The following is a 25,164-nucleotide window of genomic DNA, read 5'->3' on the forward strand; positions in this document are numbered from 1 at the left end:
GGGCAGATCAGGGTGCGAGCGGCGGCGCGTCCGGCCGGGGCGCGCTGGGCGCGTCGACCGCAGTCAGCGGGTTGTGGCCGCCGCCCTCGTCGCCGGCGTCCGGCGTCGCGTAGCCGGCGGCGAAGCGCTCGCCGAATTCCGGCGTATCGATCGTGTCGACGAACCAGAACTCGCCCTGCGCCCGCGACGACGTGAGATCGAGCAGCACGTAGCCGTGGCTGGCCAGCTCGACGTACTTGATGTGCGTGTTGAGCAGGCGCACGACGTCGGCGATCGGGTCCAGTTGCGCCGAGTTGCCGCTGGTCACCGAAGGGCAGACGAACTCCGCCCCGACCGAGCCGACGCCGGTGCGCGGCGTGTAGCTCAGCGGGTTCCCCGGATATTTCGTCAGCTCGCTGGCCCAGGACGTGTGGATGTCACCGGAGAGCACGATGTGGTTGCGCTGGCCGGCCTGCGCCCACTGGTCGAAGATGCGGTTGCGGTTGGCCGCATAGCCATCCCACTGGTCCGGGTTGCCGGGAATGCCGCCGGAGACCAGGCCCAGCGTGTTGAGCAGGTGAAGCTGGGCGAACATCGTCTGGTTGCCATAGACGCGCCAGGTGGCGCGGCTTTTCGCGAGCCCGGCGGCGAGCCAAGCCTCCTGCTCAAGGCCCAGCATGGTCCGCGCCGGGTCCTCGACGATGCCGACGTTGAGCAGGCTCGGCGCCGGCTCGCTGCGGCCGAACAGCCGCGTCTCCAGCATGACGAGCTCGGCCAGATCGCCGAAGTCGAAGCGGCGGTAGATGCGGGTCAACAGCGACGGATCCGGCGTGCGGATCGGCAGCCACTCGTGGTAGGCCTGCGTCGCCGCCGCGACACGCAGCAACCAGTCGCCCTCGCTGTCCGGCTGGTGGTTCTCCGCGCCGCCGGACCAGCTGTCGTTGGCCGTCTCGTGATCGTCCCAGGCGCAGATGAAGGGATGCTGGCGGTGGCACTCCTGCAGGTCCGGGTCGCCGCGGTACTGCGCGTAGCGCGTGCGGTAGTCGGCGAGCGTGACGATCTCGTGCGCCGGCTCGTGCGCGCGCCCGAGTTCGCCGTCGCTGCCACTTTCGTAGATGTAGTCGCCCAGGTGCAGCACCGCGTCGAGATCGGCGCGTGCGGAGACGGCGCGGTAGACGTTGAAGTAGCCGTTGGAGTATTTGGAGCAGGACACGGCCGCCAGCCGCAGGCGGTCGACCGCGCCCACCGGCAGGGTGCGGGTGCGGCCGACCGGCGAGCGCGCGCCGCCGGACTCGAACTGGTAGTAGTAGGTCGTGCCCGGCGACAGGCCGACCGGATCGACCTTGACTGTGTAGTCGCGGCCGCCGTCGGTGACGACGCGCTCGTCGATCAGCGCCTGCGTCATCTCCGGATCGGCGGCGACGCGGTAGCGCACGCGCACCGGGCCTTCGACCTCGGGCGTCACGCGCGTCCACAGGATCACGCGGTCGGCCAGCGGATCGCCGCTGGCGACGCCGTGGCGGAAGGCAACGGCGCCGCCGGCGTCGTCCGGTGCGTCCGACTCCGCGCAGTGGGTCAACAGCGGCAGCAGGCTGCTGCCCGAAACGAGGCTCAAGCCCCGCAGGAACGTGCGACGGTCCATGAATCCAGCAAGCCCCCACCCGACGAAAGACGACAGACGAAAGGCGATATATATCTCGGCGCCGTGACAGGGATGTGAAAGCCCCAAGTCGTAATGTCCCGTTCGTGCCAAGTACGAATGTCCCGTTCTGGTTTTCGAGGGGTTGGTGATGGACGAAGGGATATTGACGATGAGGGTGAAGGAGCTGGGGCTGACGGTGCGGCAGGTCAAGCGGCTGCTGGCGCGGCATCGGCAGGACGGCGATGCGGGCGTGGTGTCGCGGCGGCGGGGTGCGCCCGGCAACCGGCGCCTGTCGGCGTCGCTGCCGGCGCGTCGAGCGCGCCAACCAATAAGACCTCGCAGATCCCCCTCGATCAGCACCGCATGCATTACGTCAAGGGCAAGGTCCGCGTGCACCGCTATCCCGACGGCGCCCTCGCTCTGCTCCATGGCCCCAGAAAACTTGCTGACTACGACGCCTCCGGCGGCCTCACCACAACCCTAACCACAATCCACTCACAGGCCGCTGCGTATCAGCGGGATGGCGCAGGACGTGGCGGCGACCAGCAATGTCCGGATGCGTTCGACGGGTGGCGGCTTGATCGAAACCACGGCAAGGCTGGCGAGGCCGCCGAACAGAATCGCCCGGCCGGCCCAGGCGGCCTGCGGGGCATCGATTCCGGCACCGCCGAGGATCGGTTTCAGCCAGGTGAAGATCGAGTTGAAACAGCCGTTTCCGCAGAAAATCAGCGCCAGCAGCGGCAGCTTGCGCGGCAGTTTCAGCAGGGCGCCGACGCTGCGCCAGCCTTCGCCGCCGGCCGTGCTCGGCGCCCGCGGATCGGCGGGCAGCAGCAATACGGTCGGCACGGCGAGGGCGCATCCATCATCAGGCGTCTTCGAACAGCGATTGCAGATAGGGGTTCATGAATACGCCGGCGGGGTCGAGTCGGCGGCGCAAGGCATGAAAGTCGTCCCATCGCGGATACAGGGCGGCCAGCTGCGGGGCTCGCAGCGCGTGCATCTTGCCCCAGTGCGGGCGGCCGCCATGATTGCGGAAGATTGCCTCGGCGCCGTCGAAATAGGCGCCGTAGTCCATGCCCTGGTACTGGTGGACGGAAATCGCGACAGAATCGCGGCCGTGAAAGGGGCTCAGCCAGATGTCGTCGCCGCGCACATAGCGGTATTCCACCGGGAAGTGCACGCGAATCGACCGCCGTTCCACGAATTCCGCCAGCTCGCGCAGGGCGCAGGCGCCGTTTTCGGCCGGCAGTTCGTATTCCATTTCGTTGAAGCGAACCCAGCGCACCGTCGAGAACGCGCGATGTGCATCTGCGACCATGCTGCCGGCATCGCCCTTCATCGACCAGGCCATCAGTCGTGACAGCGGCGCGCACCAGTCCGGATTGGCGCGCGCCAGCTTGGAGATCAATCCCAGGGCACCGTTCTCGATCACGATTTCGCTGGCAGTGGTCAGCGCAGTGCGCGATTTCGGTTCCTCGCTGAGCTGCATCAGCTTGACGCCGGTCTTGCGGGTGTGTGGAAACCAGTAGAACTCGAAGTGACGGTGATCCCGTGCCAGCGTGGGCGCCTGATCCAGGCATTCGTCCAGATCCATCGCCAGTTTCTGCAGACGCAGGCGATAGGCTGGCTGCAACTGCAGCTGCAGTTTGGCGATCACGCCCAGCGCACCCAGGGACACGCGGGCGGCGGCGAACACCTCCGGATTCTCGGTGGCCGAGCAGTGCAGGCTGCTGCCGTCGGCGAGCACCAGCGTCATGCCGACCACCTGCGTGGAAATCGAGCCGAGCCCCAGGCCGGTGCCGTGGGTGCCGGTCGATACTGCGCCGGCCAGCGCCTGGCGGTTGATGTCGCCGAGATTCTGCATGCCCAGGCCCTGCGCCCGCAGCAGGCCGCCCAGCGGTTTGAGCGAAGTCCCGGCCCAGACCGTCGCTCGCGTGCCGTCGACCGCTTCCACGCCGCTGAGGCCGGACAGGTCGAGCAGAGTGTCCGAGGTTTCGACCAGTGGCACGAACGAATGCCCGCTGCCGCAGACGCGCAGCCTGCGGCCGGCCTCGGCGGTCTGCCGCACCACCGACTGCAACTGTTCCAGGCTTTGCGGCCGCGCCTGTCGTTTGGGCGTGAAGCGCACCCGGCCCGACCAGTTGCGCCAGCGCGCGCGGCTTTCGGATATCAGGGCGGCAGAGTCCTTGCTGTCCATCGTGTCGGGCCCGGGTCGTGAATCAGAAGAAGCAGCGGCCGGCGCCGCGATAGGTCGGCACCTCATCGACGATGCGACCATCGCGCATCAGCAGCAGATACTTGAAGCGCTCCGCCAGCTCACCGGCCTTGGCATGCCGGAAGAACACCGGTGCCCCCAGCGGGAGCTTGAGGTCCGGCGGGAACTGGACCGGCGTCTGGACTTCACCGGCCCCCTCCAGCTCGATCAGCTTGCCGCCAGTCGGCAGAAACGGACGCGGTAGTCGGTCGGCACCCGATGGGCCGGACGCGACGTAACCACCGCCGGCACAGGTGAGCACGCCCTCGCAGGGAATGCGGGCCGCCGACAGTGCGAAGTACAGCGCCGGTTCGTGGCGGAACTGGCGAAAGTGATCGAACAGCGCCGGTGAATACAGGCCCGAGCCGGCCGCGGCCTCGGTGACGCAGGGGTCGGCTGCAGTCGATTCCAGGCTGCCGGTACCGCCGCCGTTGACGAATTCCAGATCGTGTCCGGCGGCGCGCAGGGCCGTGATCACGGATTGACGCCGCTTGTGAATCTCGGCAATCGAACGCCGCTTCATTCGCCGGATCATGGCGTTCTTGATGCGTTTGCCCGGTAGGTCGTCCTGCAGGCCGGCGATCTGTGCCTCATAGCCCATGACACCGACCAGGCGCACCTTGCCTTCGCTGTTCTCGATATGTCGGGCCAGCTCCAGCGCCTGTTGCGGGGTGTCGACCGGAGACCGCCGTACACCGAAATGCACCGCCGGAAAACGGCTCGACATGTCGACATCGATCGCCACGTCGAAGCTCACCGAAAATCGGCGCGCCGCCGCGACCAGGGCATCGATGTGGGCGGGCTCGTCGATCATCAGCACGATGCGCGCGGGACTTTCGGCGACGGCCGCCAGGTCGACCGGCTCCACCGTGGGGTAGGCGATCAGCAGATCGTCAAAACCCTGTGTTGCCAGCCAGGCCGCTTCGCGCGCCGAAAAGCACAGCAGCCCGCGGAAACGCTGATCCAGCCCCTGTACGAGTCGCATGATCTCGGTGCAGCGTATCGACTTGCTGCCGAGCCGGATCGGCAGCATGCCGGCGCGTGCCAGCATGGTCCGCGCATTGGTTTCGATCAGATCCAGGTCGGCCACCGCCAGTGGCAGGGGCCGACCCGCGATCGCATCGGCCAGTGCCTCGTAGCGGGCCTGCGGTGCCTGCGCCTGGTTCATCAGTCGACGCTTCCTTCGTCTGTCAGCCTGAGCAGCGCATTGACCAGGCGCGCGCGCTGGGTCGGGGAAAACGGGGACAGCTGCATCAGCTCCATCATCCACAGCCCTTCCGTGGCGAGGTGCACCACGGCGGCGCGTTCCAGGCTGAGGCCCTGTGCCAGTTTGGGGAATCGTGCCTGAAAGAACTCGCGTACCGGCTCCAGCAGCGCCGGATCGTTGGCGACAGCCGCCAGCATCGACGCGGCGACCTGATCATTGCCCAGCGGATTGCCGGTGGATGCGGCGACGTAGGCGCGCATCTGGCGGCCCGGACCATTGCCGGCCGAATCCGCCACGGCCTGACTACCGGCGATCGAGCGTTCCACCAGGCGTTCCACCATGGCCCGCAACAATGCGTCCTTGCTGGGAAAGTGGTACATCACGCCGCCTTTGCTGACGGCCGCTTCCTGGGCCACGGCGTCCAGGGTCAGGCGTGCTGCCGAGGCGTGCAGCACCACGCGTTCGGCGGCGTCGAGCATGGCTTCGCGCGCACTGGGGCGGCCGCGGCCGTTGGAGGACGGCGCGGCCTTGGAGCTTTGAGTCTGGATCATATTTGATTTAATGTACCAACTGGTCGGCACACTAAATGCAAGAAAAAAGCCGCGTCAAGACCATTCCCGCCAAGGACACGGATGGAAGGTCTTGAAGACTAAATATGTGCAGTACGGGAGGCGTCATGGAAGATAGGGAAAAGTTGCAGCCGCAGATTCGATGTGCGGGTCTGCAGGGTGTTGAAGCGAATCTGGTGGCCGCCGATGTTGACGTGGTGGCATTCTGTGGGCAGCTCGGTGTCGATATCGAATGCCTGCGCAATCCCGAGGCGCGTCTCGACGTGGCGCGCTTCGTCGAAGTGCTGGAACTGGCGGCGCGAGCCTGCGAAGAGCCGTCGCTGGGGCTCAAGCTTGGCATGACGCAGTCGATCGGCACCTTCGGGATGCTCGGCGAGCTGTCCTGCCAGGCTCCGGATCTGGGCACGGTCGGTCAGAGCGTGTCGCGCTTCTTCTTCATGCACCAGGAGCGTGCGGCACTGGATATCCGGATCGAGGGCCGCGACGCGATACTCAGCTACGCGATTCGGGACGCACGCGTGATCGATTATCGCCACGACGCGGAGATGGCCATGGCCAAGGCCCTGCGCATCGCCCGCACGCTCAGCGGTCGGGCGGACTGGCGACCGCGCGCGGTCTGCTTCGAGCATCCGGCACCGCGTGACACCAGCCTGCATCGCGAGTTCTTCGGCGCGCCGGTGTACTTCGCCAGACCCTACAACGCCTTGCTGTTCCCGACGGACTGGCTCAGCGCACGTTTGCCGGGCGGCGATCCCGACAGTCTGGAAGCGCTGGCGCGCGCCGCCGCACAGCAGCTTCCGCGCCTGCCAGCCGAGGACATCCAAGGCCAGGTTCGACGCCAGATCGTGCGTGGCCTGCGCAGCGGCATGCTCAGCGCCGTGGCGGTGGCCGCGGCGCTGGGGCTCAGCGAACGCACCTTGCAACGTCGTCTGCAGGAATCCGGGCAGACCTTCCACGCCCTGGTCGACAACACGCGTCTGGAGATGGCGCGACGCTACCTGGCCGAGCCGCATCTGACCCTGACCGATATCTCGGCGGCTCTGGGTTATTCCGAGCCCAGTGCGTTCTCGCGAGCCTTCCGCCGCTGGACCGGACACAGCCCGTTCGCCGAGCGCGCTTCGTTGATCCGTGAACGTGTGCAGTGGGTGCCGCCACGCAATTTCGCTTCGGGCTTCCCGGGCCAGCGCGCGCACTGAGCCCGGGCTCGCGTTCTGGCGCGAGCAGTCAATGCCCAGCCGCCAGGGCAGGGGGGATAGTCGGGCCTCGTGTCTGGAGGCATTGCGGCATCGTCAAGACAGTCGGCAGCGGCAGGCGGCGCTGTACCGGGTCACGCGTTCCTCGTCCGTCCAGCCCGCCTCGGCGCCGGTCAGCGCCCTGGCGGACGGGACCGGCTACACATTCACGTTCCGCTTTCTTCCCGGCGGCAACTACACGGTGGCGGTGACCTGCGAGGCTGACGACGAGGCCCCGGCTTCGCTCGATGGACTGGACTTTATCGAAGTCCCAGCGCGACGCTGGCTGATGGCGAAGACCTCAGCCTCGACTTTCCGGACTGAGGATGTCTCAGCAGGTCATCGTCAGCATGCGCTTGGACTTCGGGTCAACGTAGCGGATCGTGGTCTTCTTGAAGATCAGGTCGACGAACAGATTGCAGATGAATTCGCCCTTGCGCCATTCGATGCAGACGCTGGATTCGTTCGAGTACTGCAGGTGGAAGGTGCCGTCGAAGGCCGGGTAAGTGGTGCGGAACTCCATCAGCTTGAGCTGGCGGCGCACCACGGTCTTTTTCATCGCGGCGTCGACATCCTCGCGGGCGTACCACTGGCGATTGATGTCACGCAGCTCTCCGGTGCTCTCCATCAGCTCGATGTCGTTGGTGCCGCCGAGCAGGCCCACGTAGTAGACCTGCGGCACGCCCGGCGCGAAGAACTGAATGGCGCGCGCGGCGATGTAGGCATCGTCGTTCTGTTTGAGCGCGTCATAGTAGGTGCAGGTGAGCTGGTAGATCGCGCCCACGCTGTGCACGTTGGCGGCGGAGCGGCGCAGGATCGGGTCCGCGCTGCGGGCCGACACGTTGTCGATGAGGTGCTGGATCTTGTCGTGCGGCAACACGCCTTCCACATCCGGAATGCAGATGCCGTCATGCGTATCGAGCACCGTGATCTGGTTGCGAGGACACATGCGCAGCCACTGCTTGAGATAGCGGCTGTCGCCGTCGAGCAGGGAATACAGCAGCAGCGGCGGCAGCGCGAAGCCGTAAGGCCGCATGTGATGCAGCGAGATCGCGTACTGGTAGCTGGGGTGGTCGTGGACCTCGGGCAAGGTCTCGGCGCCGTACTTGGCGGCCACGCCGTTGATCCATGAACAGATTTCGTAGACGTCCGGCTCGACCAGGAAGCAGCTGGTGCCGAGCTTCTTGGTGGTGTAGCCGAAGGCGTCGAGCCGGAACAGCTTGACTCCGCGCGCCGTCAGGAAGCTGATGTAGTTCTCCATCAGATCGTAGGTCAGCTCGGAATCGTAGTTGAGGTCGATCTGCTTCTCGGTGAAGGTGCACCAGACGCGGCCCTCGGTGCCGTCCGCGAAAGTGACTTCCCGGAACGGCTCCTTCTCCTTGCGGATGTGGATCTTGGCCAGATCGTCGGGCCGGATTTCGCCGAGTTGGTCCACGTGCACGAACAGGTCCGCGTATTCGGACTTGTAGCCGTTGACGAGGAAATCCTTGAACTCGACCGATTCGTCGGAGATGTGATTGAGCGTGAGATCCAGGCACAGATCGTATTTGGACGAAATACGTTCGACGTCTTCCCAGCTGCCGTAAACCGGGTCGACTTCCTTGTGTGTCAGCGGCGAAAAGCCGCCGTCCGCATTCGAAGGATAGAGCGGCAGGATATGCACGCCGCCGATGGCCTTGGAAAAATGAGCTTCGATGATCTCGTACAGATCCTTGAGATCCTTGCCCATGCGGTTGGGGTAGCAAATCAGCTGAACCGCGTTGCGTAGCGCCATCGGAGATATTGTTCGGGCAGGCCAGCTGCGACCCTAAACGCTTAGGGCGGGCGCCTGCAAGCCGTGAACGGGCTCTGAAGCTCTGACGAGCGTGGTGCGGGAAAGCCGCACGTCACGTTCTGTGGGAACCGGGGGGGGCAGGCGACCGCCTCCGGTGACCCGGTGGCTGATTTAGAAGTCAGCCCTTACCCGATTAGACCTTTGCCTGCTTGGCACGAGCTGCAAGCCGTCCTTTGCGAAGCAGACGCTCAGAACGCATGACGTGCAGCACAAAGACCTTTTGGCCGTCATGGCGACAGAAGACGCGGCAGGGCGGCTCAACGATCTGACGGTAGCGAGACCGTTTGAGTTCCTGCGGGCGACTACCACTCTCCGGGTGTGCTGCCAGTTGCCCGACGTGCTCCACGATGCGCTTGACCAGCTCCGAGGCTGCAGCAGGATTTTCAAGCGCGATGTAGTCGGCAATAGTGTCCAGGTCGCTTAACGCCGGCTCCGACCAGACTATTTCAGCCATCGCGCGAGGCGCGTCTTGGCTTGGGCGTGGGTAGCCACGCGACCCTCAGAAATCGCCTGCTCTCCGCGAGCGATGCCCTCAAGCACTGTCATGCGCTGTTGCATGAGTTGGTAAGTCTCAACGTCCACCAAGTAGGCGCTGGGCAGGCCGTGCTGGGTAATGAGGATAGGCTCCCTATCCCGCTCGATATCCGAGAGGAGTTCAGTGGCCTGACGCTTAAGGGTAGTGACCAGCTCTGTACGCATGAAGTGACACTATAGTATCACTTCGGGTCGCGCAAGAGGTTGGTGCAAAGATCTGACGCCTACCCGAATTTTTCATAAAAGCGGGTGAATCTCGTATATCACTTTTATATAACTGGAATTATTCAAATAACGCTTCGGACGAAGCATGGACGAGACCGCCAGTGAATCAGTCCCGGACCCAGCTGCGTTTTCCCTCCATCGCCGGCTTTACGGTGCGCGCCGATTTCGATGGCGGCGCGATGTCCACCGACTTCGGCCCGCGGCACGGGCCATGGTCAAGGCGCTGATCGCCAGCGCACCGCCCGCCGAGGTGCTGGCCCACGCCAGTCGGCGGCTCAAGGCCACCCGCGAGACGCTGTTCGATGCCGTGCAAGGCGAGCTGACGGCCAGCCATGTCTTCGTGCTCAGAGAACTGATGGCCCACATCGAGGATCTGGAGCCGCGCATCGCGCGCTTCGCAGCCCGGATCGCTCCGGGTCCACGCAACACTCGCTTCCGGCTGGCGGCTACTCTTTGCCGGGTCGGGACTTCCACCCGACTGGATTCCTCAAGGAGATTTCCACTTCCCTCTCCTCCAGGCTTCGCCTGGCGCAATGTCACCGTAATTCCCGTGCTTATCCGGTTCGTACCCAAAGACACTATCTGTGGTGGTCGAGCCGCATGGAAAAATACTACGCATGGGGCTATTGTGTGTTGATCGGATAAGCACGCTTCATTCCCTGTACATGCGCACGATGTCGTCCCGTTTCGAAGTCCATTTCGGCGGTCCGCGGGAACGGCCTGGCGCCTTGCGCGACCTGCTGTCGGGCCACGTGGCCGCGACGCCGTCCGGTGCATCTATCGACTGGGCGACCTACTACTTCCGCGACCGCCCGCTGGCGAAGGAACTGGCGGCCGCCCATGCGCGTGGGGTGCGGGTCACATTGGCGCTGGAAGCCCGCCCGCGAACTCCGCATGCCAATCAGGCCGTCATTGCGTTGCTGTCGGGACAGGACGGACTGGGTCCGACGTTCCAGCCGATGCAGGTGCGACGGCTGGCGCCCCTGCCCGGCAGGGTCTGGAAACAGCGGCTGCACGAAAAGATCTATTGCTTTTCCGACCCCGAGCCGATCGCCTTGGTCGGCTCGTTCAACCCCTCCGGCGACCATCCCGAAGCGTCACCCGACATCGTCGCAGAGATCGGCGACCATCACGTCGCGCACAATCTGCTGGTGGGAATCCGCGATCCGCGGATCGTCGGCTTTCTCTCGGAGCACGTGCGTTCGCTGTATCGCGACGGCGCCTGGCTTCCGCTGGGCCTGGGTCGCCGCGTAGCCCGTGACTGCGACGTCGGCGACACCCAGGTTCATCTGTGGCCGCGGCGCGGCACCCACCCGGTCGAGCGCCTGCTGGAACGCTATGGTGCCGGCAGCCGGGTGCGCATCGCAGCCTCGCACCTCAGCAACCGGTTTTCGGTCGCCTGCCTGGTCCGTCTGGCGCGGCGTGGCGCGCAGGTGGAGATCGCGGCGGAGCACACCGAGCGGCGGGTACCGCGGCGCATCGAACGGCGCCTGGCCGACGCCGGCCTCGCCTTTGCGCGGCTCGGCGCCGATGCCAATGTGCCGATGCACCTGAAGTTCGTGCTGGCCGAAAACGGACGCGAGCGGCACGCTGTGTTCGGCAGTTTCAACTGGACAACGCAGTCGTACTGGCTGAATCACGAGCTGGCGGTGATCACCCGCGACGATTCGGTGTTCAAAGCCCTAGATCAGCGCTGGAGGGCAATGGTGTCAAGCCCCCTATATTGGGTGCCCCCGGCCAGCTAGAACGGCCGAGAGCTCTGGGTTCAGCACAGCCTTGCCGAAGTGCGCAACCAGGGCCTGCATCTGATGATCATTCCCGTGCCCGTGGACGTTGATTTTCATCAGTGACCACCCCTGACTTTCGGGCCAGTTTGCGACATCGAATTTCTCGCCGTCGACCACGCTGGCCAGTCGGCCGTTCATGCGCCAAAGCCAATAGAGGCCGAGGTCGTCCGCGTGCGGCGCGAGTTGCAGGATTTTCTGCAGAACCCCGGCTTTCGATTGCAGCGCTCCCGGCGGATAGAGCACGCCACCGACACCGTTCGGAAGAATCCGCTCCGATGCGATTCCTCGCGCCGGCGTGTTCGCACCGGAAATAAGACCCCAGCACTGATACGGCCGAGGCAATCCAGCCTCGTCGGTTTTGATCGCCCGTGCACGCTGCGCGACGATCTGTTCTGGGTGGCGACGCGAATGTGTGAGGATCTGCGCCAGCCAGCCAGGGGGGTACCAAGTATCATCGTCGGCGGTAACGATGAACGCGTCGGACTCGTCGACGAGCGTGGGCAGAATCTTTTTGTAGGACCGCCAATCGTCGCAGAACCGGATGTCGAGGCCTTGTCGCTCCAGTGCCAGTACGCTCGGTGGCAACGAAGCACGGTCCTGATGGGCGATCCAGAGAATGATACGGTCCGCGCGCACGCTCTGGCCGAGCAAACAGCCCAAGGTGTAGTGCAGTGTCGAATATCGCCCGGGGTAGGACGTCAGGCTGACGACGAGTCGACCTGGCAGCCCGTGGTGCCGGGGCTCGCCAGCGCTCGGTACCGATGGCCACAAGCCTTCCAGGAATCGACGCCGATCCGCCGCATCTGGTAGCCGGTCCAGGGCTCGAAACAGCGCCTTCACGTCCTTGGTCTTCAAGGATCGGCTGGCGCTCCTGAGTAGCATCGCGGCCGCCAGCCGGTCGCCTCCGATCATCTGCAGGAATCGAGCACAGCGGCGCAGTGAAGACATGCGATCAGAGTGCCAGGCGCTTGGAACGCTGCGAAATATACCCTGTGACCGCCTTGGCCTTCTCGGTCCAGGTGAACCGCTGCACCAGGTCGGCATGGGCCGCGGCCTTCAGGCGTTCCGTCAGCCCCGGATCCTCCAGTTCCCGGAGGGCTGTCGCCCAGGCGTCCATGTCCTCTGCGGGCACCAGCAACGCAGTGACCCGGTGCTGCAGGATTTCGCGCACGTGGGGAAGATCCGAGGCGATGATCGGCTTGCCCGCGGCCATGTACTGGAAAATCTTCAGCGGTGCCTGCCACATGCCGAATTTGCGACCGTTCACCGAGCGCATGACCGGGCGCGGCGGCGCCAGCAGCACGTCCATCGCGGCGAGATAGGCTGGCACCCGCGCGTTGTCGACGAAGCCATGATAGATGAGATTGTCCAGCGCGCCCGTCCGCGCGCGCCAATCGGCGAGATCAGCGCCGCTGCCGCCGACCACGTGGAAATCGATTTCAGTAAGCCGCGCCGCCAGCGCGGCAACGGTCTCCATGCCCTTGCCGGGGAACAACGACCCGACGTAGCCGCAGCGGCGGGCGCCCGGGCGCCCGCCGACTTCTGCCCCTTGCAGCTTGGCACAGGGCACGTCCGCGCCGTTGCGGGCGAGGAACAGGTCGAGATCACTGATGTCGGGATACAGGCGGCGATAATCCGCGATCACACTTTCGCACACCGCGGTGGCGCCGAGAAAGCTGCGATGCCGGAACAGCCAGCGTTCCGCCCAGCGCATCCCGCGGTTGCCGCGCACTTCGTGCAGTTCGTAGACCAGCGGCGTCTTCGGCAGCGTCAGCGCCGCCAGCAACATCGTGTAGAGATGACGCCCATAGAGCAGGTCGGGAGCCGGCAGCCGTTTCAGTGCGCGCCGCACCGCCAGGGGATAGTGGATCTTCTTGTCGAAGCCGCTGCCACGGCCCCCGAGTTCCTGATGGGTGACGGCGTGGCCCAACAGCAGCAGCCGGAACTCAGTCTCGACGCCATAGCGACCGAGAACGGCCGATGCGTCGTCGACGCCGTTATGCCGCGCGAACAGGCTGACGTCGTGGCCGCAGCGCGCCAGCGCCTCGCACATCCGCACGACGCCAACGCTGCTGGCTTCCATCGACGGCAAGAGTGAACCGGACAAGAAGAAAATACGCACGGAAAAGCAACTCGCATTGATACGGGCCAACTTTCACGCGGCGTCCAAGGCTCGATGCCGGGCCTGTTCCGCTTGAAGGATTCGATTCGGCCCGACTATAGCACCCGGTCCGCTATAATATAATCCGACGATACACAAACGACCGGCAGGAACGCCGCCTCGTGCCCTGCGCGAACCGGCTCTGGCAAGCAGCCTCGCGCACGATCCCTTAAAACGAGCCCCATGTCCGACGCGCCCCTGTTGATCATCCCCGTCGAAAGCCAGGTACGGGAGATGGACGCCAAGCTGCTGCTCGCCTGCTGCGCGGTGGAGCGCGGCTACCGGGTCGTGATCGGCTCGCGCGCCTATGTGCACTACGCGATGGCCGAGCTGCCGCGCGGCATCTACGTCGCCAAGAGCATGCGCGCGCTGAGCAAGCTGATGTTCCAGCTGATCCGCCAGCTCGGTCACGACATCATCGCCTGGGAAGAAGAGGCGCTGGTGCATCCGCCGCCCGAGGTCTTCTATCCGCTGCGCCTGTCGCCGGGCACGATGCCCTACGTCTCGCACATCTTCGCCTGGGGCGAGGAGAACCGGGAACTGCTGGCCGGCTACCCCTATCTGCCCACGGGCCTGCCGATACACCTGACTGGCAATCCGCGCGGCGACATGCTGCGGCCCGAGCTGCGTGCCTACTTCGATGACGAGGTGCAGGCACTGCGCAAGGAATACGGCGACTTTCTGCTGGTCAACACCAACTTCACCGACTGCAATCCGTTCCGGCCGGGGTTGGGGCTGTTCGCGCCGTCGAAGGATCCGTCGCGGCCGCCGCCGATGGGCCAGGCCGGCAGGGGCATGCCGCGCGCCTTCGCCGAAGGCCTGCTCGAACACAAGCAGGCGATTCTCGACGACTTCCTCGCAATGTTGCCGGCGCTGGAGCGGGCGCTGCCGGGCATGGCGCTGGTGCTGCGACCGCATCCCAGCGAGAACCACGACATCTACAAGCAACTCGCCGCGCGCTGCAGCCGCATCCACGTCTCGCACCAGGGCAATGTGCTGCCCTGGCTGCTGGCGTGTCGCGCGCTGGTCCACAACGGCTGCACCACCGCGATCGAAAGCTACGCGATGGGCGTGCCGGCGGTGGCCTACCTGAAGACTTTCGACGCCCGCTACGACCTGGATTTCCAGGGGCTGCCGAACCGACTGAGCGTGCCATGCCGAAGCCTCGACGAGCTGATCGAGACGCTCACGGGCATCATCGGCGCCGGCACCGGCGAGGCCGGGCACGCGACCGCGGAGCGCGACGATCTGATCGGCGGCTACATCACCGCCCGCGACGGCCGGCTGGCCTGCGAACGCATCCTCGACACTCTCGACTCGCTCTACCGCCGCGGGCACGGCCTGCCCCGCGTATCGCTGCCGACGCGCTTGCGCGCCGCGCTGCACGTACGCGCCCGTTCGCTGTTGAAAAAGCGCAAGCAGCGCCGGCCCGGCAATTATCACGATCACCGCTTCCCGCGGATCAGCAGCGACGACGTCGCGCGACGGATCGAACGGCTCGGCCGCACCCTCGGCCGCTTCGGTTCGGTGGACGTGCGGATGCGCAGCGAACACCTGTTCGATGTGTTTTCGAAGGCCGGAACGCCGCGATGAGACTTCCGGCCTTCGTCCGCCGCTTCCACAAACCCGAGCGCGACGCGCAGCGCGCGCAGCAGATCTGGCGCACGTTCGACGAGCAGCGTCATTACGATGCCTACCTCGCGCGCTGCCGCGCCGCCTGCCGCCGCGTGCCGAAGCCCGAGGGCGCGCCTGAACTCGGGCAGCGCGGATTCCATTATTTGCGGGCGCTGACGCCGGAAGCGGCGCGCGCCCGCATCGAGGCCCTGCAATCCGGCCACCAGCTGCAGTTGCTGAAGAAGGACAGCCGGCACCTCGAAGGCTTCCGCGTCGACGATCGCGAATGGCTGACCGGCTTTCTCGACCAGGTGCTGCGCGATCCGGTCGACAGCGCCATCGCCGGCTTCTTCGGCAGCGAATACCTGGTGCACTGGGTCGCGTTCTCGCTGACGCGCGCGGCGCCGGAGCAGGAATCGGTGTCGTTCCGCTGGCACTGCGACAAGGGTCCCAGCGCGCACCTGAAGCTGATCGTCTATCTCAATCCCACCACCGGGCACGGCGGCAACACCGAGTTCATGGATCTCGACGACACCCTGACCGTCGCGCAGCGCGGCTACCTGTTCGGTCGCTCGAAGGCGCGGACCGCAGACACCCGGCATCTCGCCGAACTCGCCGGCCGCCCTCTGTCGACCGAGTTGCGCGACCGCCAGGCCGGTGAAGCGGTGCTGTTCCAGCCGGCACGGGTGCTGCATCGCGGGATCAGCCCCAGCCGCGGGCCGCGCCTGACCGCCACCCTGTGTCTTCTGCCGAGCCCGGTGAACTGGCGCCGCGCACTCGAAGCCGGCGCATTGGCCGATCTGGCCGTGGACGACAAGTGGCATGACGACGCGCTGGATTTCCTCGCCGGCCTCGAGCGGCGCCTCAAGGGCGCGGCGCAGGACGTCTGAGATGCGCTGGGTCGCCTACATGCCGCTGCGCGGCGGCTCGAAATCGATCCCTGGCAAGAACGTCCGTCCGCTGGCCGGGCGCCCCTTGTTCGCCTGGTCGCTGGCCGCGGCGATCGACAGCGGCTGCTTCGACGAAGTCTGGGTCGGCACCGACGCCGATGCGATCCGGCAGTCCGTGGCCTCGCATTTCGGCGACCGCGTGCGGCTGTTTCGCCGCAGCGCCGCGACCTGCACCGATGAAGCCTCCACCGAGAGCGCGCTGCTCGAATTTGCGGCCGCCGAGGACTTCGACGTGCTGTGCCTGCTCCAGGCGACCTCGCCGCTGACACGGATCGACGATTTCCGGACCGCCCGCGGGCGTTTCGAGGAACACAATGCCGATTCGCTGCTGACCGCGGTGCGCATCCATCGCTTCTTCTGGACCGATGACGGTCACGCACTGAACTACGATCCGCTGAAGCGCCCGCGGCGCCAGGATTTCGCCGGTACGCTGATGGAAAACGGCGCGTTCTACTTCACGCGCCGCGCCGTGCTCGAAGGCGGCAACTGCCGGCTCGGCGGCAAAATCATCATGCACGAGATGGCCGCCGACAGCGCCGTCGAGATCGACGAGCCGGAAGACTGGACGCTCGTCGAGCGCCTGATCGAACGCACCCGATCAGGCGGCTAATCACGCCGGTCGCGTTGCCTACCGCGCCGCCGCCGTGCCCAGCGTCTGCTGCAGCCGGTCCAGCGCGATCCAGAAACCCTCGCCTTCGTTCTCATGCCCCTGCCAGATCTCGGGCAGGAACGACGCATCCGGAGTGATTTCGTCGAGACGTCGGTACAAGCTGCGGAAATCGATCTCGCCGTCGCCGATCTGCAGGCCCTCGCCGTCCATGCCCGCGGCATCGGCCACATGCAGATGACGGGTATGCCGACCGACGATCTGCACGAAGTCGTCGAAGGAGTGCTTGAGCAGGTTGCAGGCGAGCTTCGAGTGCGAGACGTCGAGGCACAGGCCGAGCTTCAAGTGTGTGCACAGCTCGTCGATTTCATTGGCCTCGACGAACAGGTTGTGGAAGCGCTGGCCGCCGAAGTGCCAGGGATACGGCGGCATCGTCTGCGGCCAGATCGCGACGTCGACGCTGTCCAGCTCGGCGAGGCTGCGCTTCAGCGTCTGGCGCCGCTGCTGCCGTTCCGACGGCGTCAGCGGCCGGTCGATCGAGAAGCCGCCGACATTGGTGACGATGCCGGTGACGCCGCGGGTGCCGAAGAAGCGCCGCAGCGAACGTGTTTTGTCGATGACGCGTCGCATCTCGCGCAATGACTGCTGCCGATAGGCCTCGTCGGGCGAACACAGGTCGAGCACGTGATCGCCGGCGAACAGCTCCGGCGCGTGGACGACCAGATCCTGCGACAGCCGCTGCGGGAAGTATTTCCCGTCCTCGAGTTCGAGGTCGCGGTAGCTGAGATGGAACTCGAGAAAATCCGGCGCACAGCGCTCGAGCAGCTTGGCGTAGTCGTGATGGCGGACCGGCAGACCCCAGGGGCGGCTGAAACGATAGGTGCGCTTGCCGCTGCCGAACGCCGTGGTGCTGCCATCGAGATCCGATGCGAAGAACGGCGTGCCCGAACGCACCGCCCGCGGCAGCCGCCGGCCGATCAGCTCCAGCATGCGATTGGGCTGCAGGCCGCGGCCAGGGCTGCGCACCTCGAGCATGCCTTCCTCGATCACCTGCCCGGTCGGGATGTCGACATTGGCGAACACCGACTTGGCAAGCGTCACGCGGTTCATCATCTCGCCCTGGGTCACGCGCCGCGGCGCATCGGTACCCATCGACAGCTCGATCTGGCGAATGCCCTCGACCATGCGCGCGAATTCGTCCGGCAGCAGGCTGACGCGGTGGTCGCTGCCTTCCATGTTGCGGTCGAACGTCAGGTGCTTCTCGATCACCCGGGCGCCGACCGACACCGCGGCGATCGACACGAAGATGTCGCGCTCGTGGCCGGAATACCCGACCGTGCATTGCCCGAGCTGCTCGAGCCGGCGCAGGTAACTGAGGTTGACGTCGCGAAACGGCGTCGGGTACGTCGAATTGCAATGCAGCAGCACATACGGCGCGCCGCTGCGCTGCAGCAGTTCCGCGCTCTGGCGGATTTCCTGCTCGGTGCTCATGCCGGTGGAGCAGATCAGCGGCTTGCCGATGCTGCCGAGCGCCTTGAGGAAGCCGTGGTTGGTGAAGTCCGCGGAGGCGATCTTGAACGCCGGCAGCCCGTAGCGGTCCAGCTTCTCCATGCTCGGCTGGTCCCAGGGCGTGCACAGCGGCACCAGGCCACGCCGGCCGGCGTGGTCGAAGCACCGGAACAGATCGTCGGCCGGCAGCTGATAGCGCGCCAGCAGATCGAGCACGTACTGCGTGCCCAGATTCTCGCCCGCGGCGCGGCCGTCCTCGGCACCGCCATAGAGCGTCTCCATGTCACGCATCTGGAACTTCGCGCAGTCGGCGCCGGCATCCGCGGCGGCATCGATCAGGCGCAGCGCCAGTTCCAGGCTGCCGTTGTGATTGTTGCCGATCTCGGCGATGGTGAACACCGGAGCATCGCGGGCGATACGCCGGTTGCCGATCACCACGCCTTCGGCGGGAACCCGGTGCCGCGCGACCGCCTCCAGGCGTCCCCGCGAATCGAGGATCGGCACGTACAGCACATCTTCCAGCAGCGCCTTGATGCGCTCGCGCGAATCATTGGGGCCGACCGCCTTGAACACGCGATTGGCGATCGACAGCGCCGTCGTCTGCAGGCCGTCGGGACCGCCCGCGCCGAGCCAGCGGATCAGGTCGCCGTTGGAGACCGTGCCGAGCAGCACCCCGTTGTGATCGACCACCAGTGCGATGCGCCCCTTCTTCTGCGCGATCAGCTGCGCGACTTCCTGGATCGAGGCGGTGTCGCGCGTAGTGTACTGCTTCAGGTTACGATCGATCAGCATGAATTCTTCCGGAGAAAAGGAAACAGTAGAGCCTCTTGCGAAATTCCCGAACGAGGCTGATTTTCTCACCGGCGATTTCGGCGAAAAACAGAAGCGCGGGTGTTGCCATTGAAGGCATGATGGGAGTGTCGAAGTCACAGCACACCCGCTCAATGAATACTGCCCTATTCGACAGCAGGCGGGAAGATTTTGAGCCAGTCGTCGTTCTTCAATTGCGAGCGGCGGTTTCTGCCCCTCAACCGACAAGGAACCGGGACTTTGAACATAAAAGGAACCGGATAGCCGGGGGCCATCCGGGCTCGGGTCACAGCCGGCCGGCTGCGCGGGCTGAGCGTCTCGAACCGACCTCAGAACGCATCCCACGGAACATGCACCGCACCGCTCATCAGCACGCGCGCGGAGCGCGACATGATGGCCTTCTTGACGACCCATTCGCCGTCGATGAGCTTGGCTTCGGCGCCGACCTTCAAACTGCCGGACGGATGGCCGAAGCGCACGGCTTCGCGGTCGCCGCCGCCGGCGGCGAGGTTGACCAGGGTGCCGGGGATGGCGGCGGCGGTGCCGATGGCCACGGCGGCGGTGCCCATCATGGCGTGATGCAGCTTGCCCATGGACAGCGCGCGCACGCACAGATCAATGTCGCCGGCCTCCACGGCCTTGCCGCTGGAGCTGGTGTAGGTCTTGGCCGGCGCGACGAACGCGACCTTGGGGGTGTGCTGGCGCTGGGCGGCTTCGGCGATGTCCTGAATCAGGCCCATGCGCACGGCGCCGTAGGCGCGGATGGTTTCGAACATCGCCAGGGCCTTGGCGTCGTTGTTGATCGCGTCGCGCAGTTCGGTGCCGCTGTAGCCGATGGCGTCGGCGTTGATGAAGATCGTGGGGATGCCGGCGTTGATCATCGTCGCCTTGAGCGTGCCGACGCCGGGTACTGCCAGATCGTCGACCAGCTTGCCGGTGGGGAAGATCGAGCCGCCGTCTTCACCGTCGTCGGCCGGGTCGACGAATTCGACCTGGATTTCGGCGGCGGGGAAGGTCACGCCGTCGAGTTCGAAGTCGCCGGTTTCCTGGACCTCGCCATTGCTCATCGGCACCTGGGCGATGATGGTTTTCTTGATGTTGGCCTGCCAGATGCGGACTTCGCACAGGCCGTCCTTCGGCACACGCGCGGGGTCGATCAGGCCGTTGCTGATGGCGAACGGCCCCACGGCGGCGGACAGGTTGCCGCAGTTGCCGCTCCAGTCGACGAAGGCCTTGTCGATCGAAACCTGACCGAACAGATAGTCCACGTCGTGGCCTGGCTGCTCGCTCTTGGACAGGATCACGGTCTTGCTGGTCGAGGAGGTGGCGCCGCCCATGCCGTCGATCTGCGCGCCGTAGGGGTCCGGGCTGCCGACCACGCGCAGCAGCAGCTTGTCGCGTGCCTGGCCCGGCACCTGGCAGGGCTCGGGCAGGTCCGTGAGCTTGAAGAACGTGCCTTTGGAGGTGCCGCCGCGCATGTAGGTGGCGGGAATTTTGATTTGGGGCTTGTGGGTCATGATGATCAGTGCGGTGCTGGGCAGGTATAGGGTGGTTGTGCGCGATTGCCTGTATCCGCTGGGGGCGGAAGTGCGGGGATGTTGGTGTGCCTGCGTTGGTCCAGCGGACTCATCCGGATTCTCCTGTCCACGCCGGGATGTCGCGCTGTGCATGCAGTACCCGCCACACATCGACCTGTGTCTCGCGTTCGACGTAGAAAACCAGGTACGGGGAGTCATTCACCGGCCAGAAGCGTAAGCCGGCAAGGTTGAGCGACACGGCATAGCGCGTAGACCCCGTCTGTGGGAAGTCCGCGATGTGGCTGAGCGTCTTTGCAACCGCGGCGGCCCACTTCAGGGCCAAGGCTTCGCGGCCTGCATTCCGGTAGTGGACGGTTGCGCTTCGGATTTCGAGTTCCGCTTGCGGCCGCGCGACTACGGGCTTGGGCAAGGTCACGCCTGCCCCTTGGCAATTTCATGCAGCTCGGCGAAAAGCGCATCGTCCACCAGACGCCCGGGGCCGGAGTTTGCCCCCTCCAGCAGCATGTTCCGCAGCTTTTCGATGTCGCGTTGCTTGCGGATCAGGTCGCGCAGGTATTCGCTGGTGGAGCCGTAGCCGTGCTCGGCCACCTGCGTGTCGACGAAGGTTTTGAGTTCCTCGGGCAGGGAGATGTTCATCGTGGCCATGGCTACTTCCGGTTTGGCAAAGATTGCCATCAACGCTAACCGAGGCCCTGACCCGGCGCAAGCGTGCGGCCAGCGCTTCGTTTGATCGATCGCCGAATCGGGTCATTCCCGCTTTCGCGGGAATGACCCGATGGGGGCGACTAAGCCGCTTTCGACGAGGCCAGGAAATCCTGGGCAAATCGTTGCAGCACGCCGCCGGCTTCGTAGATCGAGACTTCTTCGCCGGTATCCAGACGGCAGGTGACGGGCACTTCCACGGTCTCGCCGTTCTTGCGATGCACCACCAGCGTGAGCGTGGCGCGCGGGGTACGTGCGCCGACCACGTCGTAGGTTTCGGTGCCGTCCAGGCCCAGGGTCTTGCGCGTGGTGCCGGGCTGGAATTCCAGTGGCAGCACGCCCATGCCGATCAGGTTGGTGCGGTGAATGCGCTCGAAGCCTTCGGCGGCAATGGCCTCCACCCCGGCCAGACGCACGCCCTTGGCGGCCCAGTCGCGTGAGGAGCCCTGGCCGTAGTCGGCGCCGGCGATGATGATCAGCGGTTGCTTGCGCTGCATGTAGGTTTCGATGGCTTCCCACATGCGCACGACCTGGCCTTCCGGCTCGATGCGGGTCAGCGAACCCTGCTTGACCTGGCCGTCCACCACCGCCATTTCGTTGATGAGCTTGGGGTTGGCGAAGGTGGCGCGCTGCGCGGTGAGGTGATCGCCGCGATGGGTGGCGTAGGAATTGAAGTCCTCCTCCGGCAAGCCCATCTTGTGCAGGTACTCGCCGGCGGCGCTGTCGAGCAGGATCGCATTCGAGGGCGACAGGTGGTCGGTGGTGATGTTGTCCGGCAGCACCGCCAGCGGCCGCATGCCGGTCAGCGAGCGTTCGCCGGCCAGCGCGCCTTCCCAGTACGGCGGGCGGCGAATGTAGGTGCTCTGCGGGCGCCAGTCGTAGAGCGGACTCAGCCCTTCGTCCTCGACGAACTTGAAGTTGAACATTGGGTCGTAGACCGAGCGGAAATGCTCGGGCTTGACGCTCTGTTCGATGATGGAATCGATTTCCGCATCGTCGGGCCAGATGTCCGCCAGATAGACCGGCTTGCCATCGGTGTCCGTGCCCAGCGCGTCCTTTTCGATGTCGAAGCGGATGGTGCCGGCGATCGCGTAGGCGATGACCAGGGGCGGGGAGGCGAGGAAGGCCTGTTTGGCGTAGGGGTGGATGCGACCGTCGAAGTTGCGGTTGCCGGAGAGCACGGCGGTGGCGTAGAGGTCGCGGTCGATGATTTCCTGCTGGATCTTCGGGTCCAGCGCGCCGCTCATACCGTTGCACGTCGTGCAGGCGAAGGCGACGATGCCGAAGCCGAGATTCTCCAGCTCGGACAAGAGCCTGGCCTCTTCCAGGTACAGCTGCACGGCCTTGGAGCCGGGCGCCAGCGAGGATTTTACCCAGGGCTTGCGGCTCAGTCCCTTGGCATTGGCATTGCGCGCCAGCAGGCCCGCGGCGATGACGTTGCGCGGGTTGGAAGTGTTGGTGCAGCTGGTGATGGCGGCGATGATCACGGCGCCGTCCGGCATTTCACCCGGCACTTCTTCCCACTTGGCGGCGATGCCGCGTTCGCTCAGCGCCGAGGTTGGCAGGCGCTTGTGCGGGTTGGATGGGCCGGCCATGTTGCGCACCACGCTCGAAAGATCGAACCTCAGCACGCGCTCGTATTCGGCGGTCTTGAGGCTGTCCGACCACAGGCCGGCCTGCTTGGCGTAGATCTCGACCAGCCGGACGTTCTCGTCCTCGCGCCCGGTGAGCTTGAGGTAGTCCAGCGTCTTGTCGTCGATCGAGAACATCGCCGCGGTGGCGCCGAATTCCGGCGTCATGTTGGAGATGGTGGCGCGGTCGCCCAGGGTCAGTGCGGAAGCGCCTTCGCCGTAGAACTCCAGATAGGCGCCGACGACCTTTTCCTTGCGCAGGAATTCGGTGATCGCCAGCACGATGTCGGTGGCGGTGATGCCCGGCTGCGGTTTGCCGGTGAGTTCCACACCAAAGATCTCCGGCAGGCGCATCCACGAGGCACGGCCGAGCATCACGCTTTCGGCTTCCAGGCCGCCTACGCCGACGGCGATCACGCCCAGGGCGTCCACATGCGGGGTGTGGCTGTCGGTGCCGACCAGGGTATCCGGGAAGGCGACGCCGTCGCGCGCGTGCACGACCGGCGACATTTTCTCCAGATTGATCTGGTGCATGATGCCGTTGCCGGGCGGAATCACGTCGACGTTCTTGAACGCCTTCTTGGTCCAGTTGATGAAGTGGAAGCGATCCTCGTTGCGGCGGTCCTCGACGGCGCGGTTCTTCTCGAACGCGTCCTTGTCGAAGCCGGCATGCTCCACGGCCAGCGAGTGGTCCACGATCAGCTGCGTCGGCACCACCGGGTTCACCTTGGCGGGGTCGCCGCCCATGTCCGCGATCGCGTCGCGCAGGCCGGCCAGGTCCACCAGCGCGGTCTGGCCGAGAATGTCGTGGCACACCACGCGGGCCGGAAACCACGGGAAATCGAGGTCGCGCTTGCGGCCGATCAGCTGGCCCAGATAGGCGTCCAGCATTTCGGGATCGGCGCGGCGCACCAGGTTCTCGGCGTGCACGCGCGAGGTGTAGGGCAGCTTGTCGTAGGCGCCTGGCTCGATCGCGTCGATTGCGGCGCGGGTATCGAAATAGTCCAGCTGGGTGCCGGGGAGGGGTTTTCGAAACTTTGTATTCATGGGCGCATCCGGGTGGACGTCTTAATAAAAATCTCCCCTCTCCCACCGGGAGAGGGGCTGGGGGTGAGGGCGCTTTTCGTCACAACGGTGGTTGGCCATACGAAGAAACAGCGCCCTCATCCGTCCCTTCGGGACACCTTCTCCCTTGGGGTGAAGGGAAGCGCTTGGCGTGACTTAAACGCGCTCGCCAATCGGCACGAACTTCTGATCTTCCGGCCCCGTGTAGTTCGCGGACGGGCGGATGATCTTGCCGTCGATGCGCTGCTCGATGATGTGCGCGCTCCAGCCGGCGGTGCGGGCAATCACGAACAGCGGCGTGAACATGTTGGTGGGCACGCCCATCATGTGGTAGCTGACGGCGCTGAACCAGTCCAGGTTGGGGAACATCTTCTTGATGTCCCACATCACGGTTTCCAGGCGCTCGGCGATGTTGTACATCTTCATCGCGCCTTCTTCCTCGGAGAGTTGCTTGGCGACCTTCTTGATGACCTTGTTGCGCGGATCGGACACCGTGTAGACCGGGTGGCCGAAGCCGATCACGACTTCCTTTTTCTCGACGCGAGCCTTGATGTCGGCCTCGGCTTCGTCCGGATTGTCGTAGCGCTTCTGGATCTCGAAGGCCACTTCGTTGGCGCCGCCGTGCTTGGGTCCGCGCAGCGCGCCGATGCCGCCACAGATCGCGGAGTACATGTCCGAACCCGTGCCCGCGACCACGCGCGAGGTGAAGGTGGAGGCGTTGAACTCATGCTCGGTGTAGAGCACCAGCGAGGTGTGCATCGCGCGCACCCAGGACTCCCTGGGCTTCTCGCCGTGCAGCAGGTGCAGGAAGTGCCCGCCGATGGAATCGTCGTCGGTTTCCACTTCGATGCGCTTGCCGTTGACGGCGTAGTGATACCAGTACAGCAGCATCGAGCCGAGGCTGGCCATCAGGCGGTCGGCGATGTCACGCGCGCCGGGATGGTTGTGATCGTCCTTCTCCGGCAGCACGCAGCCGAGCACGGAGACGCCGGTGCGCATCACGTCCATCGGGTGCGCCGACGGCGGCAGCTGTTCCAGCGCGGTCTTCACCGCGATCGGCAGGCCGCGATAGGCCTTGAGCTTGGTCTTGTATCCACGCAGTTCGGCGACGGTCGGCAGCTTGCCGTGAACCAGCAGGTAGGCAATTTCCTCGAACTCGCAGGCTTCGGCGACGTCGAGTATGTCGTAGCCGCGGTAGTGCAGGTCGTTGCCGCTGCGGCCCACGGTGCACAGCGCGGTATTGCCCGCGGCGGTACCGGACAGGGCAACGGATTTCTTCGGCTTGAAGCTCGGGGCGGGGGTATCGCTCATCAG

The 25,164-nt window shown here is 65.4% G+C and carries 21 protein-coding genes and 1 pseudogene; 6 read left to right on the top strand and 16 right to left on the bottom strand.

What is annotated here, in order from left to right; all coding sequences use genetic code 11:
- Nucleotides 1-7 precede the first annotated feature (7 nt).
- The 5 genes from RM530_RS03495 to RM530_RS03515 form a co-directional block, all read right to left on the bottom strand.
- Nucleotides 8-2,050, bottom strand: coding sequence for an alkaline phosphatase D family protein (locus RM530_RS03495; protein ID WP_311363820.1), 2,043 nt, complete (start codon nt 2,048-2,050; stop codon nt 8-10).
- Between the two features lie 66 nt (nt 2,051-2,116).
- Nucleotides 2,117-2,467: a hypothetical protein gene (locus RM530_RS03500; RefSeq protein ID WP_311363821.1), complete on the bottom strand. Its 351-nt coding sequence runs from the start codon at nt 2,465-2,467 to the stop codon at nt 2,117-2,119.
- A gap of 19 nt (nt 2,468-2,486) precedes the next feature.
- Nucleotides 2,487-3,818 carry a D-arabinono-1,4-lactone oxidase gene (locus RM530_RS03505; RefSeq protein WP_311363822.1) on the bottom strand — a complete coding sequence of 444 codons (1,332 nt, stop codon included), beginning with the start codon at nt 3,816-3,818 and terminating at the stop codon, nt 2,487-2,489.
- 22 nt (nt 3,819-3,840) lie between these two features.
- The gene (locus RM530_RS03510; RefSeq protein ID WP_311363823.1) at nt 3,841-5,043 is read right to left on the bottom strand and encodes an amino acid deaminase/aldolase; all 1,203 of its coding nucleotides are present in this window, start codon (nt 5,041-5,043) and stop codon (nt 3,841-3,843) included.
- Nucleotides 5,043-5,633, bottom strand: a complete 591-nt coding sequence (locus RM530_RS03515; protein ID WP_311363824.1) for a TetR/AcrR family transcriptional regulator — start codon at nt 5,631-5,633, stop codon at nt 5,043-5,045. The genes RM530_RS03510 and RM530_RS03515 overlap by 1 nt, the downstream gene beginning before the upstream one ends.
- A gap of 125 nt (nt 5,634-5,758) precedes the next feature.
- Between RM530_RS03515 and qhpR the strand changes: the two genes are divergently transcribed.
- Nucleotides 5,759-6,847, top strand: coding sequence for an AraC-like transcriptional regulator QhpR (gene qhpR / locus RM530_RS03520; RefSeq protein ID WP_311363825.1), 1,089 nt, complete (start codon nt 5,759-5,761; stop codon nt 6,845-6,847).
- A 367-nt stretch (nt 6,848-7,214) separates the two neighbouring features.
- Here the strand turns inward: qhpR and gtfA are convergent, their stop codons facing one another.
- The 3 genes from gtfA to RM530_RS03535 all read right to left on the bottom strand — a co-directional run bounded on the left by gtfA (nt 7,215) and on the right by RM530_RS03535 (nt 9,416).
- On the bottom strand, nt 7,215-8,657 hold the full coding sequence (gene gtfA, locus RM530_RS03525) for a sucrose phosphorylase (RefSeq protein ID WP_311363826.1): 1,443 nt from the start codon (nt 8,655-8,657) through the stop codon (nt 7,215-7,217).
- A gap of 193 nt (nt 8,658-8,850) precedes the next feature.
- Nucleotides 8,851-9,171: a type II toxin-antitoxin system RelE/ParE family toxin gene (locus tag RM530_RS03530; RefSeq protein WP_311363827.1), complete on the bottom strand. Its 321-nt coding sequence runs from the start codon at nt 9,169-9,171 to the stop codon at nt 8,851-8,853.
- Nucleotides 9,159-9,416, bottom strand: a complete 258-nt coding sequence (locus RM530_RS03535) for a type II toxin-antitoxin system prevent-host-death family antitoxin (protein ID WP_311363828.1) — start codon at nt 9,414-9,416, stop codon at nt 9,159-9,161. The genes RM530_RS03530 and RM530_RS03535 overlap by 13 nt, the downstream gene beginning before the upstream one ends.
- A gap of 259 nt (nt 9,417-9,675) precedes the next feature.
- On the opposite strand from RM530_RS03535, the pseudogene RM530_RS03540 reads away from it, so the two are divergent.
- Nucleotides 9,676-9,885: pseudogene (locus RM530_RS03540) on the top strand (IS110 family transposase); the annotation flags it as partial.
- Nucleotides 9,886-10,150: 265 nt separating this feature from the next.
- Nucleotides 10,151-11,221, top strand: coding sequence for a phospholipase D-like domain-containing protein (locus tag RM530_RS03545; RefSeq protein WP_311363829.1), 1,071 nt, complete (start codon nt 10,151-10,153; stop codon nt 11,219-11,221).
- Here RM530_RS03545 and RM530_RS03550 read toward each other — a convergent pair.
- Together RM530_RS03550 and RM530_RS03555 are read right to left on the bottom strand one after the other, a co-directional pair.
- Complete coding sequence (locus RM530_RS03550; RefSeq protein WP_311363830.1) at nt 11,195-12,175, bottom strand: glycosyltransferase family protein; 981 nt, start codon at nt 12,173-12,175, stop codon at nt 11,195-11,197. The genes RM530_RS03545 and RM530_RS03550 overlap by 27 nt on opposite strands.
- Nucleotides 12,176-12,215: 40 nt before the next feature.
- Nucleotides 12,216-13,415 carry a glycosyltransferase family 4 protein gene (locus RM530_RS03555; protein ID WP_311363831.1) on the bottom strand — a complete coding sequence of 400 codons (1,200 nt, stop codon included), beginning with the start codon at nt 13,413-13,415 and terminating at the stop codon, nt 12,216-12,218.
- A gap of 192 nt (nt 13,416-13,607) precedes the next feature.
- Between RM530_RS03555 and RM530_RS03560 the strand changes: the two genes are divergently transcribed.
- From RM530_RS03560 to RM530_RS03570, 3 genes are read left to right on the top strand one after another with little or no spacing between them, the layout of a single operon-like run.
- The gene (locus RM530_RS03560) at nt 13,608-15,017 is read left to right on the top strand and encodes a surface carbohydrate biosynthesis protein (RefSeq protein ID WP_311363832.1); all 1,410 of its coding nucleotides are present in this window, start codon (nt 13,608-13,610) and stop codon (nt 15,015-15,017) included.
- Nucleotides 15,014-15,928, top strand: coding sequence for a hypothetical protein (locus RM530_RS03565; RefSeq protein WP_311363833.1), 915 nt, complete (start codon nt 15,014-15,016; stop codon nt 15,926-15,928). Before RM530_RS03560 ends, RM530_RS03565 begins: the two co-directional genes overlap by 4 nt.
- Before the next feature lies 1 nt (nt 15,929).
- Complete coding sequence (locus RM530_RS03570) at nt 15,930-16,598, top strand: acylneuraminate cytidylyltransferase family protein (protein ID WP_311363834.1); 669 nt, start codon at nt 15,930-15,932, stop codon at nt 16,596-16,598.
- Nucleotides 16,599-16,616: 18 nt separating this feature from the next.
- Here the strand turns inward: RM530_RS03570 and RM530_RS03575 are convergent, their stop codons facing one another.
- The 6 genes from RM530_RS03575 to prpC all read right to left on the bottom strand — a co-directional run bounded on the left by RM530_RS03575 (nt 16,617) and on the right by prpC (nt 25,161).
- Nucleotides 16,617-18,896: an N-acetylneuraminate synthase family protein gene (locus RM530_RS03575; protein WP_311363835.1), complete on the bottom strand. Its 2,280-nt coding sequence runs from the start codon at nt 18,894-18,896 to the stop codon at nt 16,617-16,619.
- A gap of 347 nt (nt 18,897-19,243) precedes the next feature.
- Nucleotides 19,244-20,431 (bottom strand): 2-methylaconitate cis-trans isomerase PrpF, encoded by a 1,188-nt coding sequence (gene prpF / locus RM530_RS03580; RefSeq protein WP_311363836.1) that lies wholly within the window; start codon nt 20,429-20,431, stop codon nt 19,244-19,246.
- Nucleotides 20,432-20,540: 109 nt separating this feature from the next.
- A complete protein-coding gene (locus tag RM530_RS03585) occupies nt 20,541-20,861 on the bottom strand; it encodes a type II toxin-antitoxin system RelE/ParE family toxin (RefSeq protein ID WP_311363837.1) in 321 nt (106 codons plus the stop codon).
- 2 nt (nt 20,862-20,863) lie between these two features.
- Complete coding sequence (locus RM530_RS03590) at nt 20,864-21,097, bottom strand: type II toxin-antitoxin system ParD family antitoxin (protein ID WP_311363838.1); 234 nt, start codon at nt 21,095-21,097, stop codon at nt 20,864-20,866.
- Between the two features lie 140 nt (nt 21,098-21,237).
- The gene (acnD, locus tag RM530_RS03595; protein ID WP_311363839.1) at nt 21,238-23,832 is read right to left on the bottom strand and encodes a Fe/S-dependent 2-methylisocitrate dehydratase AcnD; all 2,595 of its coding nucleotides are present in this window, start codon (nt 23,830-23,832) and stop codon (nt 21,238-21,240) included.
- Between the two features lie 174 nt (nt 23,833-24,006).
- Nucleotides 24,007-25,161 (bottom strand): bifunctional 2-methylcitrate synthase/citrate synthase, encoded by a 1,155-nt coding sequence (prpC, locus tag RM530_RS03600; RefSeq protein WP_311363840.1) that lies wholly within the window; start codon nt 25,159-25,161, stop codon nt 24,007-24,009.
- Nucleotides 25,162-25,164: the final 3 nt, after the last annotated feature.

The organism is Banduia mediterranea, assembly GCF_031846245.1.
Lineage (GTDB): Bacteria > Pseudomonadota > Gammaproteobacteria > Nevskiales > Nevskiaceae > Banduia > Banduia mediterranea.

Excerpts from the sequence above, each read along its gene's own strand:
- RM530_RS03495 (WP_311363820.1), bottom strand. The coding sequence starts at position 2,050 with ATGGAGCAGAGCGAGGGCGCCGTCGGGATAGCGGTGCACGCGGACCTT.
- RM530_RS03505 (WP_311363822.1), bottom strand. The coding sequence starts at position 3,818 with ATGGACAGCAAGGACTCTGCCGCCCTGATATCCGAAAGCCGCGCGCGC.
- RM530_RS03510 (WP_311363823.1), bottom strand. The coding sequence starts at position 5,043 with ATGAACCAGGCGCAGGCACCGCAGGCCCGCTACGAGGCACTGGCCGAT.
- RM530_RS03515 (WP_311363824.1), bottom strand. The coding sequence starts at position 5,633 with ATGATCCAGACTCAAAGCTCCAAGGCCGCGCCGTCCTCCAACGGCCGC.
- qhpR (WP_311363825.1), top strand. The coding sequence starts at position 5,759 with ATGGAAGATAGGGAAAAGTTGCAGCCGCAGATTCGATGTGCGGGTCTG.
- gtfA (WP_311363826.1), bottom strand. The coding sequence starts at position 8,657 with ATGGCGCTACGCAACGCGGTTCAGCTGATTTGCTACCCCAACCGCATG.
- RM530_RS03530 (WP_311363827.1), bottom strand. The coding sequence starts at position 9,171 with ATGGCTGAAATAGTCTGGTCGGAGCCGGCGTTAAGCGACCTGGACACT.
- RM530_RS03535 (WP_311363828.1), bottom strand. The coding sequence starts at position 9,416 with ATGCGTACAGAGCTGGTCACTACCCTTAAGCGTCAGGCCACTGAACTC.
- RM530_RS03545 (WP_311363829.1), top strand. The coding sequence starts at position 10,151 with ATGTCGTCCCGTTTCGAAGTCCATTTCGGCGGTCCGCGGGAACGGCCT.
- RM530_RS03550 (WP_311363830.1), bottom strand. The coding sequence starts at position 12,175 with ATGATCGGAGGCGACCGGCTGGCGGCCGCGATGCTACTCAGGAGCGCC.
- RM530_RS03560 (WP_311363832.1), top strand. The coding sequence starts at position 13,608 with ATGTCCGACGCGCCCCTGTTGATCATCCCCGTCGAAAGCCAGGTACGG.
- RM530_RS03565 (WP_311363833.1), top strand. The coding sequence starts at position 15,014 with ATGAGACTTCCGGCCTTCGTCCGCCGCTTCCACAAACCCGAGCGCGAC.
- RM530_RS03570 (WP_311363834.1), top strand. The coding sequence starts at position 15,930 with ATGCGCTGGGTCGCCTACATGCCGCTGCGCGGCGGCTCGAAATCGATC.
- RM530_RS03575 (WP_311363835.1), bottom strand. The coding sequence starts at position 18,896 with ATGCTGATCGATCGTAACCTGAAGCAGTACACTACGCGCGACACCGCC.
- prpF (WP_311363836.1), bottom strand. The coding sequence starts at position 20,431 with ATGACCCACAAGCCCCAAATCAAAATTCCCGCCACCTACATGCGCGGC.
- RM530_RS03590 (WP_311363838.1), bottom strand. The coding sequence starts at position 21,097 with ATGGCCACGATGAACATCTCCCTGCCCGAGGAACTCAAAACCTTCGTC.
- acnD (WP_311363839.1), bottom strand. The coding sequence starts at position 23,832 with ATGAATACAAAGTTTCGAAAACCCCTCCCCGGCACCCAGCTGGACTAT.
- prpC (WP_311363840.1), bottom strand. The coding sequence starts at position 25,161 with ATGAGCGATACCCCCGCCCCGAGCTTCAAGCCGAAGAAATCCGTTGCC.